The 17,556-nt window shown below is 31.5% G+C and carries 17 protein-coding genes; all 17 read left to right on the top strand.

Annotated elements, in window-relative coordinates:
- Positions 1-191: 191 nt before the first annotated feature.
- The 17 genes from G319_RS0104155 (at position 192) to G319_RS0104075 (ending at position 17,546) form a co-directional block, all read left to right on the top strand.
- Positions 192-1,556 carry an FAD-dependent oxidoreductase gene (locus G319_RS0104155; RefSeq protein WP_026389808.1) on the top strand — a complete coding sequence of 455 codons (1,365 nt, stop codon included), beginning with the start codon at positions 192-194 and terminating at the stop codon, positions 1,554-1,556.
- Positions 1,549-2,547, top strand: coding sequence for a lipoate--protein ligase (gene lplA / locus G319_RS0104150; protein WP_026389807.1), 999 nt, complete (start codon positions 1,549-1,551; stop codon positions 2,545-2,547). The genes G319_RS0104155 and lplA overlap by 8 nt, the downstream gene beginning before the upstream one ends.
- A 9-nt stretch (positions 2,548-2,556) precedes the next feature.
- A complete protein-coding gene (locus G319_RS0104145) occupies positions 2,557-3,663 on the top strand; it encodes a thiamine pyrophosphate-dependent dehydrogenase E1 component subunit alpha (RefSeq protein WP_026389806.1) in 1,107 nt (368 codons plus the stop codon).
- A gap of 1 nt (position 3,664) precedes the next feature.
- Positions 3,665-4,654 carry an alpha-ketoacid dehydrogenase subunit beta gene (locus G319_RS0104140; RefSeq protein WP_026389805.1) on the top strand — a complete coding sequence of 330 codons (990 nt, stop codon included), beginning with the start codon at positions 3,665-3,667 and terminating at the stop codon, positions 4,652-4,654.
- Positions 4,655-4,665: 11 nt separating this feature from the next.
- Positions 4,666-5,964, top strand: coding sequence for a dihydrolipoamide acetyltransferase family protein (locus G319_RS0104135; protein ID WP_026389804.1), 1,299 nt, complete (start codon positions 4,666-4,668; stop codon positions 5,962-5,964).
- A 10-nt stretch (positions 5,965-5,974) separates the two neighbouring features.
- On the top strand, positions 5,975-7,510 hold the full coding sequence (gene lpdA, locus G319_RS04825; RefSeq protein WP_084514149.1) for a dihydrolipoyl dehydrogenase: 1,536 nt from the start codon (positions 5,975-5,977) through the stop codon (positions 7,508-7,510).
- Between the two features lie 11 nt (positions 7,511-7,521).
- Positions 7,522-8,490 carry a phosphate acyltransferase gene (locus G319_RS0104125; protein WP_026389803.1) on the top strand — a complete coding sequence of 323 codons (969 nt, stop codon included), beginning with the start codon at positions 7,522-7,524 and terminating at the stop codon, positions 8,488-8,490.
- On the top strand, positions 8,490-9,674 hold the full coding sequence (locus G319_RS0104120) for an acetate kinase (protein WP_026389802.1): 1,185 nt from the start codon (positions 8,490-8,492) through the stop codon (positions 9,672-9,674). The genes G319_RS0104125 and G319_RS0104120 overlap by 1 nt, the downstream gene beginning before the upstream one ends.
- A 17-nt stretch (positions 9,675-9,691) precedes the next feature.
- On the top strand, positions 9,692-10,921 hold the full coding sequence (locus G319_RS10035; RefSeq protein WP_026389801.1) for an AEC family transporter: 1,230 nt from the start codon (positions 9,692-9,694) through the stop codon (positions 10,919-10,921).
- Positions 10,922-10,931: 10 nt separating this feature from the next.
- Entirely contained in the window at positions 10,932-11,930 is a 999-nt protein-coding gene (locus tag G319_RS0104110) for an NAD(P)-dependent oxidoreductase (RefSeq protein WP_026389800.1), read from the top strand.
- Positions 11,931-12,008: 78 nt separating this feature from the next.
- Positions 12,009-12,857, top strand: coding sequence for a riboflavin kinase (locus G319_RS10030; protein WP_051350894.1), 849 nt, complete (start codon positions 12,009-12,011; stop codon positions 12,855-12,857).
- A 1-nt stretch (position 12,858) separates the two neighbouring features.
- Positions 12,859-13,746 (top strand): deoxyribonuclease IV, encoded by an 888-nt coding sequence (locus tag G319_RS0104100; protein WP_026389799.1) that lies wholly within the window; start codon positions 12,859-12,861, stop codon positions 13,744-13,746.
- Between the two features lie 65 nt (positions 13,747-13,811).
- Positions 13,812-14,780, top strand: a complete 969-nt coding sequence (locus G319_RS10025; RefSeq protein ID WP_026389798.1) for a lipoprotein — start codon at positions 13,812-13,814, stop codon at positions 14,778-14,780.
- Positions 14,781-14,793: 13 nt separating this feature from the next.
- Positions 14,794-15,198: a transcription antitermination factor NusB gene (nusB, locus tag G319_RS10020; protein WP_035358890.1), complete on the top strand. Its 405-nt coding sequence runs from the start codon at positions 14,794-14,796 to the stop codon at positions 15,196-15,198.
- Positions 15,198-16,538: an exodeoxyribonuclease VII large subunit gene (xseA, locus tag G319_RS0104085; protein WP_026389796.1), complete on the top strand. Its 1,341-nt coding sequence runs from the start codon at positions 15,198-15,200 to the stop codon at positions 16,536-16,538. Before nusB ends, xseA begins: the two co-directional genes overlap by 1 nt.
- Positions 16,528-16,740, top strand: coding sequence for an exodeoxyribonuclease VII small subunit (locus G319_RS0104080; protein WP_026389795.1), 213 nt, complete (start codon positions 16,528-16,530; stop codon positions 16,738-16,740). The genes xseA and G319_RS0104080 overlap by 11 nt, the downstream gene beginning before the upstream one ends.
- On the top strand, positions 16,740-17,546 hold the full coding sequence (locus tag G319_RS0104075; protein ID WP_026389794.1) for a TlyA family RNA methyltransferase: 807 nt from the start codon (positions 16,740-16,742) through the stop codon (positions 17,544-17,546). The genes G319_RS0104080 and G319_RS0104075 overlap by 1 nt, the downstream gene beginning before the upstream one ends.
- Positions 17,547-17,556 lie beyond the last annotated feature (10 nt).

Raw genomic sequence — 17,556 nt, 5'->3', positions numbered from 1 at the left:
ATATGCTACAGAACTGCCAAATAGTGATTTTCAATTAGAACTCTTTTGGATTACAATAAAATTAGAATATTTTCCAAAATATTATTATATAAAAGGAAAAATAATAATTAAACACAAGTGTTTACCTTAAATATTTTGGAAATTATTCCAAAATAAATACATTTTTAATAAAAAAATAATAAGGAGGCACTATGAAGGTAGTAGTTATCGGTACTAATCATGCAGGAACAACTGCAGTTAGAACAATTAAACGTATTAAGCCTGAAGTGGAGGTTGTGACTTTTGATAAAAGTGACAATATTTCATTTCTTGGATGTGGAATAGCTTTATGAGTTGGGGGAGAAGTTGAAGATCCTAATTCACTATTCTATGCCAATGCAGAGATTTTGGAAAATGAAGATATAGAAGTTAATATGAATCACGAATGACTAGCGTTAGACAATGTTAGTAAAAATGTTGTGGTTCGCAACCTTATAACTGGAGATACATTCGAAGAGAGTTATGACAAATTAATAATTGCAACTGGTTCTTGGCCAATTATTTCTCCAATCCCAGGAGTCGAATTGGAAGGTATTCAAATTTGTAAGAATTATCATCATGCAAAAATTATTGAAGCCCAAAATAATACTGGAGAACACAAAAATATTGCCGTTATTGGAGCTGGATATATTGGAGTTGAAATTGCTGAAGCATTTAATAAAAAAGGACACAAGACGACTTTAATAGACTTAGAAGATCGTATTATGAAAAATTACTATGATAAAGAATTTACAGATGATGTTGAATGACGAATGAAAAATTCAGGATTAGATTTATATACTGGTGAAAGAGTTGTTGAATTTATTGGTAAAGATGGAAAAGTTGTTGGCATTAAAACTGATAAAAGAACTATTGAAACTGATTTTGTAGTGATGTCAGTTGGAACAAAACCTCAAACCGATTTATTAGATAACATCTTAGACTTGAATGTTAATGGATCAATTGTTACTGATGAATATTGTCAAACATCAGATAGTGACATTTACGCTATTGGAGATTGCTGTGAAGTCTATAATGCAGCTTCAGATATGGAAGTTGAAATTGGTTTAGCTACAACTGCTGTTAGAACAGGAATTTTAGCAGCGATAAATTCTATTACAAACAATACTATGCCATCACCTGGTTTTACTGGCGCAAATGGAATAGATGTTTTTGGAATGAAAATGGCTGCTGCTGGAATGAGTGCTGAAGTTGCTAGAAAAGTTGGTTTTGAAATTGAAGAGAAATATTTCACAGACAATAATCGCCCTGAGTTTATGAGCACTGTTAAAAAAGTTGCTTTGAAAGTTATTTGAGACAAAGAAACAAGACGCATTCTTGGAGCACAAGTAGCTAGTGAAAATAATCACACTGAAGTCATGTATATGTTTGCGTTAGCAATTCAAAAAGGTTTAAAGATAGAAGAATTACCCTTAATAGACATTTTCTTCTTACCACACTTTAATAAGCCGTATAATTTCATCACTTTATTAGGATTGGAAGTTTTGGGTCTAAACTACTTTAAGAAAAATGATTAATTTAGTTGTTGGTACGAGCAATGATGCTCGCTTCAACTTAGCAACTGAAGAATATCTAGTTTATAAAAAGAAATTCAAAGACCCTTTATTCTTTTTATGACAAAACGCCAACACTATTGTCGTTGGTAGAAATCAAAATGCCTTTAATGAAATTAATGTTTTAAAAGCACAAGAAGATAATGTAACAATCATTCGTCGCAATACTGGCGGAGGAACCGTCTATCAAGATATGGGAAACATTTGTTTTTCCTCAATCGTTGAAAATAATAATCTCTCATCAAGCCAAAATTACCAAAGAACCCTCGCCCCAATAATAGATTTTTTAAATCAAAAAGGAGTGAAAGCTTACTTTAGTGGGAGAAACGATATTGAAGTTGATCAAATGAAAATTTCTGGAAATGCCCAACTAAAAACACAAGACAAAATCTTAGAGCACGGAACATTATTATTCGATGTTGATTTAAGCAAATTACCAAAATATCTAAATGTCGATAAGACAAAAATGGAATCAAAAAAAGTTGCAAGTGTTGGAGCTAAAGTTACCAACATCAAACATCTTTTAAATGAACCTTTGGAAATAGAGGAATTTACAAAGCAATTAATTACTCATTATGTCAAAGGTGATGAAGTTAATCTAATTGAATTAAACGATGAAGACATAATGCATATCAAACACTTAGTATCTGAAAAATATTCAAACTGAGATTGAACATTTGGTAAGAATGCTGAATTCAAAAAGAAGAATAAAGTTTATGAACCACACCTTGGGTTAATTGAAGTTAATTTTGATGTTGTTGATGCCAGAATTACGAAAGTTAAATTCTATGGTGATTTTATGGGTTATCAAGGAACAGAAAAATTAGAACGTGCACTGGTTAAATGTTTATTTACCGAACACGATATCCAGAAAGTCTTGAATAAATTTAAAGTTAAAAATATCTTTGGCCCCAATTTCAAGGAACAAGATATTATCGATTTATTTTTCAAATAAGGAGGAAAAATGAAATACATTGGAAAGTTTGATCCATTAAAAGACCAAAGGGTCGAGATAATGGATAAAAATGGAAAAATTATTAATCAAAAAATAATGCCAAAAATAAAAAATGAAATCATAATTGAAGCATATAAATTAATGAACTTATCAAGAAGACAAGATGATTTCCAAAACAAAGCTCAAAGACAGGGGCGACTTTTGTCATTTCTATCTTCAACTGGTCAAGAAGCTAGTGAAGTTGGTTATGCCATGCATCTAATCGAAGGTCAAGATTGATTCTTATCAGGTTACAGAAATAATGCAGCTTGATTGACAGTTGGAGTACCTATTAGAAATATTTTATTATATTGAGTTGGAAATGAGTTTGGAGCTCAATCTCCAATTGGAGTAAACTCTTTACCACCAAATATTGTAATTGGTTCACAATACAGTCAAGCTACAGGAATTGCATTTGCTGAAAAATATCAAAATAAGAATGGTGTTGTTTTAACAACAACAGGAGATGGGGGAATGAGCGAGGGAGAAACTTATGAAGCCATGAACTTCGCTAAATTACATGAAGTTCCCTGTATTTTTGTTTCAGAAAATAATCAATGAGCAATTTCTACACCATATGAACAACAAACTAAATCATTAAATATAGCTGTTAAATCAATATCTTCTGGAATCCCTTCAATTAAAGTTGATGGAAATGATTTCTTCGCCGTATATGGGGTTATGCAAGAGATATTCGAATTTGTTAGAAAAGGTAATGGATCTTTCTTTGTGGAATTAGAAACTTATAGACTTGGAGCACATTCATCTTCAGACAACCCAGATATTTATCGCGACCCAGAAGAATTTGCAGAAGCTTGCACTCGAGATCCTTTAATTAGATTAAAAGCTTGAATGATTGAAAATGGAATTTGAAACGAAGACTTACAAGCTAAATTAGATGAAGAGCAAGATGGACATGTTCGTTCAGAATTTGATTGAATGGAAGAAAATAGAGATTATCCCGTTGATGATATCTTTAATTACACTTATGAAAAACTTACACCAGAATTGGAAGAACAATTAGCAGAAGCCAAAGATTTCTTCACAAGAAATCCACTTGATAAAGGAGGTCACTAAGATGGCAATTATAAATAACATCAAAGCCGTTACAGATGCTATGGAAGTAGCTATGGAACGCAATAAGAACGTCATCACTTTTGGTGAAGATGTTGGGTTTGAAGGAGGGGTTTTCAGAGCCACTCAAGGTCTACAAGAAAAATTTGGAGCAGACAGATGTTTCAATGCACCAATTTCTGAAGCTATATTTGTCGGAGCCGGAATTGGTATGGCAATTAACGGAATGATTCCGGTAATTGAACTTCAATTTGAAGGTTTAGGTAGAGCATCTTTTCAAAAAATAAGTACTCATTTAGGAAAACTAAGAAATCGAACAAGAGGTAAATATACTTGCCCGATGGTCATTAGAACTCCAATGGGTGGAGGAATCAGCGCTCTAGAACATCATTCAGAAACTTATGAAGCAGTTTATGCAGGAATTCCCGGAATCAAAGTCGTTGTCCCTTCAACTCCTTATGATACAAAAGGATTAATTTTAGCTGCAATCGAATCTCCAGATCCAGTAATCATTTTAGAACCAACAAAACTATATCGTGCTTTCAAACAAGAAGTACCAGAAGGATACTACACAGTTAATATTGGTGAAGGTTACAAGATAGTTGAAGGAAAAGATTTAACTGTGGTTACTTATGGAGCTCAAACTGTTGATTGTCAAAAAGCTCTTAAATTACTTAATGAAACTCATCCCAATACCACTGTTGATTTAATCGATTTAAGAACTATTAGTCCTTGAGATAGACCAATGGTCTTTGAATCAGTTAAAAAAACCGGTAGGTTGATTGTTGTTCATGAAGCTGTCAAATCTTTTTCTGTTTCTTCAGAAATAATCACTTCAGTAAATGAAAATTGTTTTGAATACTTAAAAGCTCCGTTGCGCCGTGTCACAGGATATGACGTAAACATCCCATTTGTAAGAGGTGAAAAATATCATCAGGTAAATCCTCAAAAAATATATGAAGAAATGGTTAAAACTTTAGAGTTCTTAACTTAGAAGGAGGAGATATGTATAAAGTAAAATTTACCGATATCGGTGAGGGATTAACCGAAGGAAAAGTAACTGAAGTATTAGTTAAAATCGGAGATAAAGTAAAAATGGGAGATAGCCTATTTCATGTTGAAACAGATAAAGTTAACTCCGAAATTCCAACACCTGTTGATGGAATAGTTAGTGAAATTTTGGTAAGCGCAGATCAAGACATCAATGTTGGTGATGTAGTTTTTATAATTAATACCCAAGAAGGAGCCGTTTCGGCCCCTGTTACTGAAACAGTAGTTGAAACACCTATTAAAGCAAGAGAAGAAAATGCCTCAGTGGTCGGTTCCACACCAGTCTCAAACGAAGTAATTAAAAGAGATGTTTCAGTTAAACAAAAAAATGACACTTCATTAATTCGTTCTACTCCAGTAGCTAGAGTTATGGCTGCTGAAAATAATGTTGATCTATCTCTAGTTAGACCAACCGGACCAGGAGATCGAATTCTAATAAAAGATATTCAAACTTATTTAGATTCTTTAGCATCAAAAGTTGAATCAACAATGGTCAAAAAATCCGATCAGGTTATCAAAATAAAAGAAGAACCATTTATACCAAAAAATGATAGCACCATAGATTTTTATGAGAAACCTCTTACTGGAATGAGAAAAGCCATCTCTAAAGCAATGACATATAGTCATACAGAGAACGCAGCATTTACAGGAATGAGTAATGTTGACATCACAAGCACATTTGATTTAAGAACAGAATTAAAACAATACGCTATTGATCAAAATATCAAATTGACATATCTTGCTTTCATTGTTAAAGCGGTCTCTAAAACATTATTAGAAATGCCAGGAATAAATGTTCAATTAAATAAGGAAACAAATTCGATAAAATACATAAATTTGATTAACATTGGAATAGCTGTTGATACTCCAGATGGACTGGTTGTACCAGTTATTAAAAACGCCAACCATTTATCTCTATTTCAAATAGCTCAAGAAATATCTTCTTTAGCAAGTAAAGCTAGAGACAAGAAATTAACAATGGCTGATATGAGTGGTGGGACTTTTACAATATCTAATTTCGGGAGTGTTGGTTTAGATTATGCTACCCCAATTATTAATTCACCTGAATCAGCAATTCTTGGTGTTGGAACAATGACCAAACAACCAACTTATATTGGTGATGAATTAGTACCGAGATATATAATGCCATTTTCAATAACATGCGATCATAGAATAATCGATGGTGCTGATGCAGGAAGATTCATTCAAAAACTTGAATCATTTTTAGATAATCCTGTAACGCTATTGGTTTAGAAAGGGACTTATGAAAAATAAAATAAATATTGTAGAAGATGAAAATGCTTCAGTAGTAGGATCAACACCAATTTCAAATGATGTAATCCCTAGTCGCATACCTAATATGGTAAAACCCGTTAAAGATTTAATCAAACCGCACTTTGACGTAATAGTTGTGGGAGCCGGGATTGGAGGATATATCCATGCAATCAAAGCAGCACAGCTGGGATTGAATGTTATGGTGGTTGAAAAAGGTGCATATGGAGGGGTTTGTTTAAACATCGGTTGTATCCCTACAAAAGCATTGTTAAAAACAGTAAAAGTGTATGATGATGTAATTAATAAAACTAAAAAATTTGGAATCGATATCGAAGCAGGGGCTTCAATCAACATCAACTGAGATACAGCTCAAGAGCGAAAAAACAATGTCGTTAAAAAATTAACGAATGGGGTTAAGTATCTTTTAGATAAAAACAAAGTTACCCGAGTAGCTGGTGTAGCCAAAGCAATATCATCAACAGAAATTGTTGTAGATGATAACAAATATTATACTTGTGATAATTTAGTAATTGCGACCGGTTCAATCCCTAGAAAGTTAAATTTACCAGGTTTTGAAAGAGCACGAGAAAAAGAATTCTTAATAGATTCAACAGGCGCTCTAGGTTTACAAGAATTACCTAAGAAAATCGTCATTATTGGTGGCGGGGTAATCGGAGTTGAATTTGCTTGCCTTTTCAGTAATTTAGGAATCGAGACAACAATACTACAAGGATTACCAACCATTTTAGAAGTGTTGGATGAAGATCTCTCAAAAGAGATGACAAAAGAGTTGCGTAATAAATACAAAATTCAAATTATCACTGGAGCTAAAATAACCGAAATCAAACATGATGAAATATTCTTTAAGCTCGAAGGTAATGTTAATTCAATTAGACCTGATGTGATTTTAGAATCTATTGGTAGACAAACAGTTATTCAAGGATTTGAAAATATTAATTTAGAATTAAGTCCTCAAAAATTCATCAACGTTAATGAATATTGTGAAACAAACATAAAAGGCGTTTATGCGATTGGAGATGTAACCAGTAAAGCAATGTTAGCTCATGTTGCATCTCACCAAGGAATAATCGCTGCTAATCATATCGCTAAACTAAAAGGTCTTGAATCAGCTCACGATTTAGTCTTAAACATCGATCGCATTCCGAGTTGTATTTACTCACATCCAGAAATTGCCACTATTGGAAAAACTGAACAGCAATTAATTGAACAAAACATCGAATACAAACAGTTTAAATTCCCATTCAATGCTATTGGAAAAGCTTTGGCCGATGATCATACATCGGGATTCGTGAAGTTAATAATCGAACCGAAATATAAAACAGTTATTGGGGCCCACATAATTGGAAATAGGGCTACTGAAATGATTTCAGAGATAACTACATTAATAGAATGTGAAGGAACAATAAGTGAAGTTGCTAGAGCAATTCACCCACACCCCACAATGAGCGAAGCCATTGGAGAAGCAGCTGAAGCTTTAGATAGTGGTTTTACATTGAATTTATAGAAAGGAGTTTTATGATTACATTAAATGAAATAATTGAAAAATTAGGAAATAAAGTTGTTAAACAAACAGTTGTTTTTCCTGAAGGTGATCAAATAGAAATTCAAAAGGTTGCCAATTATCTTGCTAAAAATAAATTAGCACGCCCAATTTTGATAATTGAAAATCCGTTTAAGATTATCAAACCTTTAGATGAGGAAGTTAGGGTTATAGATATTCACAATTTCGCAACTGAAGAAATGAAAAATCAACTATTTGAAATTAGAAAGGGCAAGTGGGATTACCCAATGGTTGAAACACTTCTAAAAAGACCAACCTATTTAGCAGCAATGTTAGTAGCCACTAACAAGGCTGATGTACTATTGGGAGGTTTAATTAATACCACTGCCGATACCATCCGACCAGCATTACAAATCATCAAAACAAAACCTGAATTTAAATTAGCATGTTCAACGACAATTTTGCAAAAAAATGGAAAAACAGTATTCTTTAGTGATTGTGGTTTTAATCTAAATCCAAACGCTGAACAATTAGCTGAAATTACCAAAATGACTGTTGATTTTGCCAAATCCATGGGAGTTTGAAACCCTCAGGTGGCTTTATTAAGTTATTCAACTAATGGTTCAGGAAAAGGCGAAGATGTAACCAAAATTATTGAAGCAGTAAATTTATTAAAACAAGACAGAGTCGATTTTGAATTTGATGGTGAGATGCAATTTGACGCGGCGTGAAGCAAAGTGGTAAGAGACAAGAAGAAACCGGATTCAACTATAACAAAAGAACATCCAGATATTTTCATATTCCCAGACATCAATTCCGGAAATATCGGGTATAAAATAGCGCAACAAATGGGTGAATGAGAACCTATCGGTCCATTCATTTTGGGATTAAATAAAACTGTTAATGATTTGTCACGTGGAGCTAAAATAGATGAAATAATAAGAACCGCTTTATTCACTTTATACCAGGATGATCGAAACTAATGATTTTAGTAATTAATTCAGGTAGCAGTTCAATAAAATTTCAACTCTATAAAGCTCACAAAAAAGACACTTCAACAATAGCCCAAGGTTTAATTGAAAGAATCGGAATTGATGGAAAAATAAAAATCAAATATGGTGATGAAAAAAAAGAATATAACATTAACATACCAACACATTTTTTAGGTATCAAAAACATCTTTTCACTATTAGAAGAATTAAAAATAATAACTGATATTAAGCAAATTAAAGCTGTTGGTTTTAGAGTTGTTCATGGCGGAGATATTAGAAGTGCTTCTTTAATAACTGATGAAGTTTATAAAAAAATTCAAGAAAGTACAATTCTTGCACCACTTCACAACCCTGCAGCTCTTGTGGCAATTGATTCTATTAAATTACTCTTGCCAAAAGCTGTGTTGGTAGCATGTTTTGACACAGCATTCCATCAAAGTTTAGATCCAAGAGAATTCCTATATCCAGTACCTTATGAATGATATGAAAAATACGGTGTCAGAAAATATGGTTTCCATGGGATAAGTTATCAGTATGTTTTAAAAGAAATGGAAGCCATATTAGAGAAACCAACTAATAAAGTTAATTTAATAATTTGTCATTTAGGAAATGGAGCCAGCATTAGCTGTATTAAAAACTCTAAATCCATCGATACAAGTATGGGGTTCACTCCATTAGATGGTTTGATGATGGGTTCAAGAAGTGGGGCAATTGATCCTTCAATAGTCCAATATATTCACAGAATTACAAATGAAAATATCGATAACATCACAGGTACTCTAAATAACGATTCAGGTGTTAAGGGTTTGAGCCAAACTTCAGGAGATATGAGGGATTTATTGAATAAATATGAAACTGGTGATTCATTAGCGAGAATAACATTTGATAAATATACTCAAATAGCTGCAGACTATATCGTAAAATACGCCAACAAACTCGAAGGTGACATTGATGCTATTGTTTTCACCGCTGGAATTGGTGAGAATTCTGTACGTACAAGAAAAGGTATTATTACAAAAGTAAAATTATTGAATACATGAATTGACACTATTCAAAATAAAACCCCATATTCTCATCATTTGAGAATATCAACAATCAATTCTGAAATACCAATATATGTAATTAGAACAAATGAAGAAAAAATGATAAGTTTAGAGACTTTAGAAAAACTCTAATATAGAGAGGATAATATATGAATTTATACGCAAGTTCAGAAGTTAGTGATGCTATATTAAAGGTTGTTGGAAGTTGACCTTTATGAACAGCAATTGGAGCCACAATATTTGTTATTGGACTTGGATACTTTTTCACAGTAAAAGGTGTTCTTAAAAAAGATTGAGATAAGGTCTTTATAAAAATTGTTATGCTAGTTGGTTTACCAGCATTAGCTTTGAATGGTTTTTTAAACAGTGCAAATATTGACGATTTGAAAAGAGAGGCAATGGTTATCCTAATAGGATTTTTATTCTATTTCATTTTAGTTTTAATAGCCAAATATTTCTTTTATAAGTCAGACAAAGATGTTAGAGATACATTGGCTATGTGTGTGGCATTTGGATCAACTACATTCTTTGCAATACCCTTAATCAAAGCATTATCAGAAACATTACCACAAGGAGAAATCACTGGTAATAACTTCAACATTCCTTATCGTGTATTCTTGTACACAATGGGATTCACAATTATGAGCAAACTAACAGTCGAAACAGTTAAATCTTATGCTAGTGGTAAAAAAGTTGAGGTCAAATTAACAACAGGTCAAAACATGACTCAAGCAGTTATTAAGCCCGGACCAAGTAAGAAGGAATTAAGAATTAAGATGTTAAAAAATATTTTTGCAAATCCAATTATTATTTGTACTTTTATTGGGTTCATTATTTGAGCAACTCAATTGATACCTGGAATTCAAGTGATGAAGGGTGGTCTTGATAAGGATGGATTACAAACATATTACTCACCATTGAGAATAGACTTATTATTCCCACCATCAAAAAGCATTTTATCAACATTAGCCGGTATTTGTACACCACTATCATGAATTGCTATTGGTATGACAATTGCTAAGGGTAAAATCAAAAATGCTATGAAATCAAAAACAATTTGATACGCAACAATTATCAGAATCTTTGCTATTCCAGTTTTTGCATTAGTTTTAGTGTTGGGAATTGCAGGAATAATTTATGCAATTGATCCAGAAAGTACTTTAAGACTAACAAAAACACAACTGACAGTTATTTTAATGATGGCAGCGACACCACCAGCAAATGTAATTGTAGCTTATGCTATCAATTACAATAAAGCCCCCGAGGCTGCAGCTGGTTTAACATCACTTTCGACTTTAGGAGCCGTTATTGCTATGCCATTATGGGTTGTTGTCGGAATTGCTATTGGATCAACACCATTATTTGCCCAAGTGGGATAAAGGAGAAAATATGAAAATAGTATGTTATGGAGTTAGAGAAACTGAAAAAGTATTCTTTAATCAAGTGAATGAAAAATTTAATTTTCAATTAACATTGGTACCCGAACTATTAACTCATCAAAACATTGATACAGTTGATGGTCATGAAGCAGTTTTATTGAGAGCTAATTGTGTGGCTGATAAAATTAACCTTGAGAAAATGAAAGAAAAAGGTGTTAAATACCTTTTAACAAGAACTGTTGGAGTAAATCACATCGACATTAAAGAGGCTCAAACATTAGGCTTTAAAATGGGTTATGTGCCATTTTACTCACCAAATGCTGTTAGTGAACTAGCGGTTAGTTTAGGTTGTGGATTGTTAAGAAACATTTTCCATACGACAAACAAAACTGGAAATACTAAAAACTTCAAAGTTGATAACAAAATGTTTGCTAAAGAGATTAGAAAATCTACAATCGGAGTTATTGGGACTGGAAAAATTGGATATGAAGTTGCCAAATCTTGAAAAGGAATTGGAGCTAAAGTTCTTGGATTTGATATTTATCCAGCAGAAATAGCAAAAGAGGTTCTTGAATATACTGATATTGAAAATCTAATATCACAATCAGATTTAATAACTTTACATTGTCCTTTTATCAAAGGTGAAAATTTCCATATGATAGATGAAAAATTTATCAGTAAAATGAAAGATGGAAGTTATTTGGTAAATACAGCTCGTGGAGAATTAGTAGACCCACAAGCTTTATATGATGCCATTGTTAATGGTAAATTAAATGGAGCAGCCCTTGATGTTGTAGAACAAGAATCAGAAATATTCTTCAAAGAATATCTCGATGCAAAAATCACGATTGACGCTTATGAAAAATTACATTCATTATACCCTCAAGTGGTCTTTACACCACATATTGGTAGTTATACTGATGAAGCTGTTACTAACATGGTAGAAACATCATTTAATAACTTAAAACAATGAATCGAAAACAATAGTTGTATAAACGACATAAAATAAACAAAACACCTCCGGGTGTTTTGTTCATTTATATAGAGAATGCTTTATAATTATCTAAAAGAGTTCAAGGGGAAATATATGAGAACAGTAAATTATAACGAAATGGCAATGATGCTATACAACATGAAACCAAGTATTGGTTTAGTAGGAAATTGAGGAAATTGAACAGATAACGAATATGAGTTAATTCAACATGCAAAAGCTCACAATCCTTCAAACTTAGATATGAATTTAATCGTGATGACTGAAGATTACAATATCGGAAACATTTTTTCAAATAATATTATCGAAGCAAAAGCAAAAGAAATGGGAGTTGGTGTTATTTACTGATACCAACCAATTATTTCAAAAAGAAACTGAGATAACTTAAAAAGAGATTTAAACATCACATGTTTATTTGCATTTTCAAATGTAAAAGGATTCCACAAAATCAAAACTTCATTTGCTGGGGTTGTTGATGGAATTGAATTTAAAACAGGAATGGATGAAGATCTAATTAACAGTAAAGAGTTTTTAGCAAATGGACAAGTTGAAGAATATAAAGCTTTAAATAAAGCCAACTTCCAATTAACAGCACACGTTGCACACGGAAACAAAATTGGTAGAACTTTAGGTTATCCAACAGCAAATCTATTAACTGAGAAAAAACTACAAATTAAAAAAGGAGTTTACTTAGTAAAAGTAACTTTACCAAATGAAGACTTTTTCCACTGAGGAATTTCAGCATTCTGAATCAACCAAAATAAAATTGAAGTTTTTGAAACTCACATTTTAGATTTCGATCAAGATATTTATGATTGAAGAATGACAGTTGAGCTAGTTTCTTATTTAAGAGATAACGTTCAAGTTGAAAGTACAGAACAATTAATTGATTTATTAAATCAAGATAAAAAAACTGCACAAGAATTAATTTCTAAAGGAGCTTAATATGAAAAATTATCCAATTTTAGGATCACACGTTGGTGCTAATTCCAAAGGAAAATATTTAATTGGTTCTGCTGAAGAAGCAATTAGAGATGGTGGAAACACTTTCATGATTTATACAGGTCCTCCACAAAATGCTAATCGTAAACCAATTGAAGAATTTAATATTGAAGAAATGAAAGCTTTAATATCTGAAAATAATATTGATATTAATGATTTGGTTGTCCATGCACCATATATCATTAATATTTCAAACCCGGTCAATCCTGAAACTTGAACATTCGGGGTATCAATGCTAAAAAGAGAAATCGAACGTTGTCAAGCTATTGGTATTAATATTTTAGTTTTACATCCTGGAGCATATACAAAAGGAAATACTGAAGACGCATTAGAAAAATTAATCGAAGGATTAAATCAAGTAGCTGATACTCAAACAACACTGAGAATCGCTATTGAGACAATGAGTGGAAAAGGGACTGAAGTCGGAATAACTTTAGAACAAATTGCTTATGTACTTTCAAAAGTTGATTATCCTGAAAAACTTGGTGTTTGTTTAGATACTTGTCATATGAATGACGCTGGATATGATTTGAGTAATTGAGAAAAAGTTAAAGAAAACATTTCTCAAACTATTGGAATTAAAAACGTGTTAGTTTTTCATTTGAATGATTCAAAAAATGCTATTGGAGCTAAAAAAGATCGACATGAAAATATTGGTTATGGAACAATTGGTTTTGATATTTTATGTGAAATTTTACATGATGAGGATTTCAAAGAAATTCCTAAAATTTTAGAAACACCATATATTGGAGATATATCACCATACAAACAAGAGATTAAAGATTTAAGAAATAAGAAATTTACAGATCCATTTAAAGAAATTAAGGAATAATATACCTTTCAATAAGACCTATTAAATGAGATAATAAATAAATGAAATTGAAGGAGAATGATTTTATGAAGAAATTATTAGCTATTTTAGGAGCAGTCGGATTAACAGCAACTGCTGGAACAGCTGTTGTAGCTTGTGGAACTAAAGTTGAATTTAAAACCGAATATAAAGGTTTGTCTTCAATTAAAGCAAGTTCATGAAAAGGTGAACAAACAAAATTACCAGCAGAATTTATCACAACAACTGACGAAGCTTCATTCATTAAAGCCGTTGGAGCAGTTATTGCATCAAGTTTTAATAAAAACGAATTAAAAGCTTTTAAAAGTATCACAAGTGATGATGTTTCAGTGGTTTTCAATGAAGTACTTTCTGGAGTTGCTAAAACAATCACATTTGATGATGTTAAAACAAAAGTGGCAGCAGATGATTTTGCTAATAACATTCAATTCTCTTTAATTAAAAAAACAGACGAAGGAACTATAACTTCTAAAAGTGATTTCTTAAAACTTGACGTTTTAAGCAAAACAGTTGAAAATCCATTAGCCGGAAAAGTTTTATCAATTACTGAAGCTCAAGAAATTGAAATTTCTATTTCAAACACTAATTCAAATCCTAATGTTGAAAAATTTATGGTTGGATTTGTAAATGAAATGAAAGAATCTAAGAGGGTTTATGATCAAATCAAAGATAAAAATTCACCTTACAAAGATAAAGATTTTGTAAAAAATCAAGCTATGGAAAATGCCATTAAAAGAACATCTAGATTATTGGGTGATTACTTACGTTTTGAATTACATGCAATGGATTCATTTATATTAACTGACACATCGTTCAACTTCACAACAATTGATAAAGTTTTATACAATGAAATGGAAAAAGATAAAAATCAACAAATCGCAAATGGAATTGATGATTCTGCAGCTACATTATTTAACTTCATAAAATGATATAGCAATTTAACATCAGCAGAAAAAGAAACAAAACAAACAAAAAGTTTAGCAATTGGCGCAATTGTTATTAACATAGAAATTTAATAGGGGATAAAATATGGAAGAATTAAAATTAAGTGTTTCAAAACGTCGTAAAGTTTTAGTACACATGTATTACAGATATTTATTAATGAGTTCAAGTGAAGAATACATTAAACAAGATATCTTAGATGAGATTCAAGCTCAAGTTGATGAAGATACTGCTACAATGGCAAATGATATCAACTCTAAATTAGAAGAGTTGATTGAAGAAGTTGAAACACACTTATCAGAAAAATGAAGATGAGAAAGATTACCAGCTTTAATTGGTGCTATTCTTGTTGTTGGAACATATGAAATTAAACATACTGATGCTCCTAAAGCTGTTATTGCCAATGAAATGACTGAATTAACAAAAGAATTTGAACCTGATTTTGATCACAAATTCGTAAATGCTGTGCTTGATAAAATCATTAAACTATAATGGAACAAATTTTAACAGTTCAAGAATTAAATCAAATTCTAAAAACTGGATTAGAACAAAATGAATATTTAAAAAATTTATACGTAACAGGAGAGATAAGTAATTTAACTTTTAACAAATCCGGGCACGTATATTTTTCAATTAAAGATGAATCATCATCTGTTAATTGCATGATATGGAAAGATAAAGCACAATCATTAATTAAACTAAATCCTAAAGAAGGTATGAAAATAACTTGTTTGGGTCGCATCACTTACTACATCCCTACCGGAAGAGTTTCTTTTGAAGTTCGCGATGTAAAAATTGAAGGTAAAGGTGAATTGCAACAATTATTTGATAATCGTAAAACAGAATTGCAAGAAGCTGGATGATTTGATCAATCAATTAAAAAACCAATCCCTAAATTTCCGACAAACATTGGAATTGTAACTGCTGATACCGGAGTTGCTGTTCACGATTTAATAACAACTATTAAAAGAAGAATGCCTTCAATCAATATTTTCTTATTCCCGAGTCAAGTACAAGGAGAACAAGCACAATTTGATATTGCTAAAAAAATTATTCAAGCAAACAACTTCTCAACTCCACTAGACATTTTAATTGTTGGACGTGGTGGTGGAAGTTATGAAGATCTTTGATCTTTTAATGAAATGCCTGTTTTAAAAGCAATCAAAGATTCAGTAATTCCAGTTATTAGTGCTGTTGGTCATGAACCCGATGTCACATTAGCAGATTATGTAGCTGATTTAAGAGCAGCCACTCCAACTGCTGCTGGAGAAATTGCTAGCCCGAGTATGGATGAGTTAAAAAACGAATTAAGTTATAACTATAAAAACATGAAAATGAATATTGCCAATATTTATAAACGAAATGCAATCAACATTAAAACATTCACACCCGATTTAACAATTAGAATAACTAATTTATTAAACGTTCAAAAACAACGTTTTGAGAGTAATTCAACTCAATTGCTAAATAGTATGAACAATCATATCAAAAGTGCTGATACAGAGCTTAAAAACATCACAGAACGCAATTTATTTAGAATCAATAACTTAATAACAAATGATTTCAATAATTTAGCTAATTTAAGTGATCGAAACACTATGTATATGAAAAATATTTATACAACTAACTTAAATTACCTTAATAATACAAGTGAAAGAAATAACTTATTAAACCCAATCAAACCTTTAGAAAAAGGTTTTGCATTATTATTAGACGATAACAATAAAGTCATTAGAAAAACTAGTGATGTTGCCATCAACCAAGATATTAAAATAAAATTAAAAGATGGCCATGTAATCACAAACATCAAGGAGATATACAATGGAAAATAAAGATAAAAATTATGATCAATTAATCGAAGAGATTAAAAGAGATACAATGAAACTTTCTTCAAACGAAATCACTATGGAAGATGCTATGGTAATTTTTGAAGATAACTTAGAAAAAATCAATCTAGCAAAAGATAGGTTAGAAGAATACAAAGGTAAAATTAACAAAGTTTTAGCCGATAACAAAATTGAAGAGTTCGAATAATGAAGAAACGTATAGATGAATTATTAGTAGAACTAGGTTTTGCTGAAAATAGAAGTAAAGCCAAACAATATATCAAAGACCAAAAAGCAGTGACTGCTGATGGTAAATTAATCACTAAAGCTGGTTTTTTAGTTGAAGAAACAGCTAATATAGTTGTTGATAAAAACGAAGTGGAATTTGTTTCTAGAGCTGGTTTAAAACTTGAGAAGGCCTTAAGTCGTTGAAGTTTAAACATTGAAGATAAAACAGTTTTAGATATTGGTGCATCAACTGGTGGTTTCACCGAATGTGCTTTAAACAACGGAGCTAGTAAAGTATATGCTCTTGATGTTGGAGTAGGACAATTACACCCAACTTTATTAAATGATTCAAAAGTTGTAAACATGGAGAAATTTAATTTCAGAGATGCAGTTAAAACTGACTTTGATCAAAACATCGATTTCTTTTGTTGTGATGTAAGTTTCATTTCTGTTGAAAAGATTCTGATTCCATTAAAAGATATTGTTGAGATTGGTGTTGAAGGAGTTATCTTAATCAAACCGCAATTTGAATCAGAAATTGAAGAAGTTAGACATGGAAAAATTAACTCAAAAGATATCCATTTCAAAGATATCGTTAAAGTTATTCGTTATGCATTGCATAATGGATTTACAGTTAAAAAAATCACTTATTCACCAATCAAAGGTAATAAGAAACAAAACATCGAGTACTTAGCATTATTAGAAAGATCTGATAATCCAAGTTCACGATTCAAAGATGAAGACATTTGAGAAATCGTTGATCGTACTTGAAAAACATTAGTTTAGTAGGAGGGCA

Origin of the sequence: Tullyiplasma multilocale ATCC 49900 (assembly GCF_000483165.1) — a bacterium.
GTDB classification, from domain to species: Bacteria; Bacillota_I; Bacilli_A; order Mycoplasmatales; family Mycoplasmataceae; genus Tullyiplasma; species Tullyiplasma multilocale.
The sequence above is the reverse complement of the archived record's forward strand: the minus strand, read 5'-3'. Positions and strand labels throughout refer to the sequence as shown.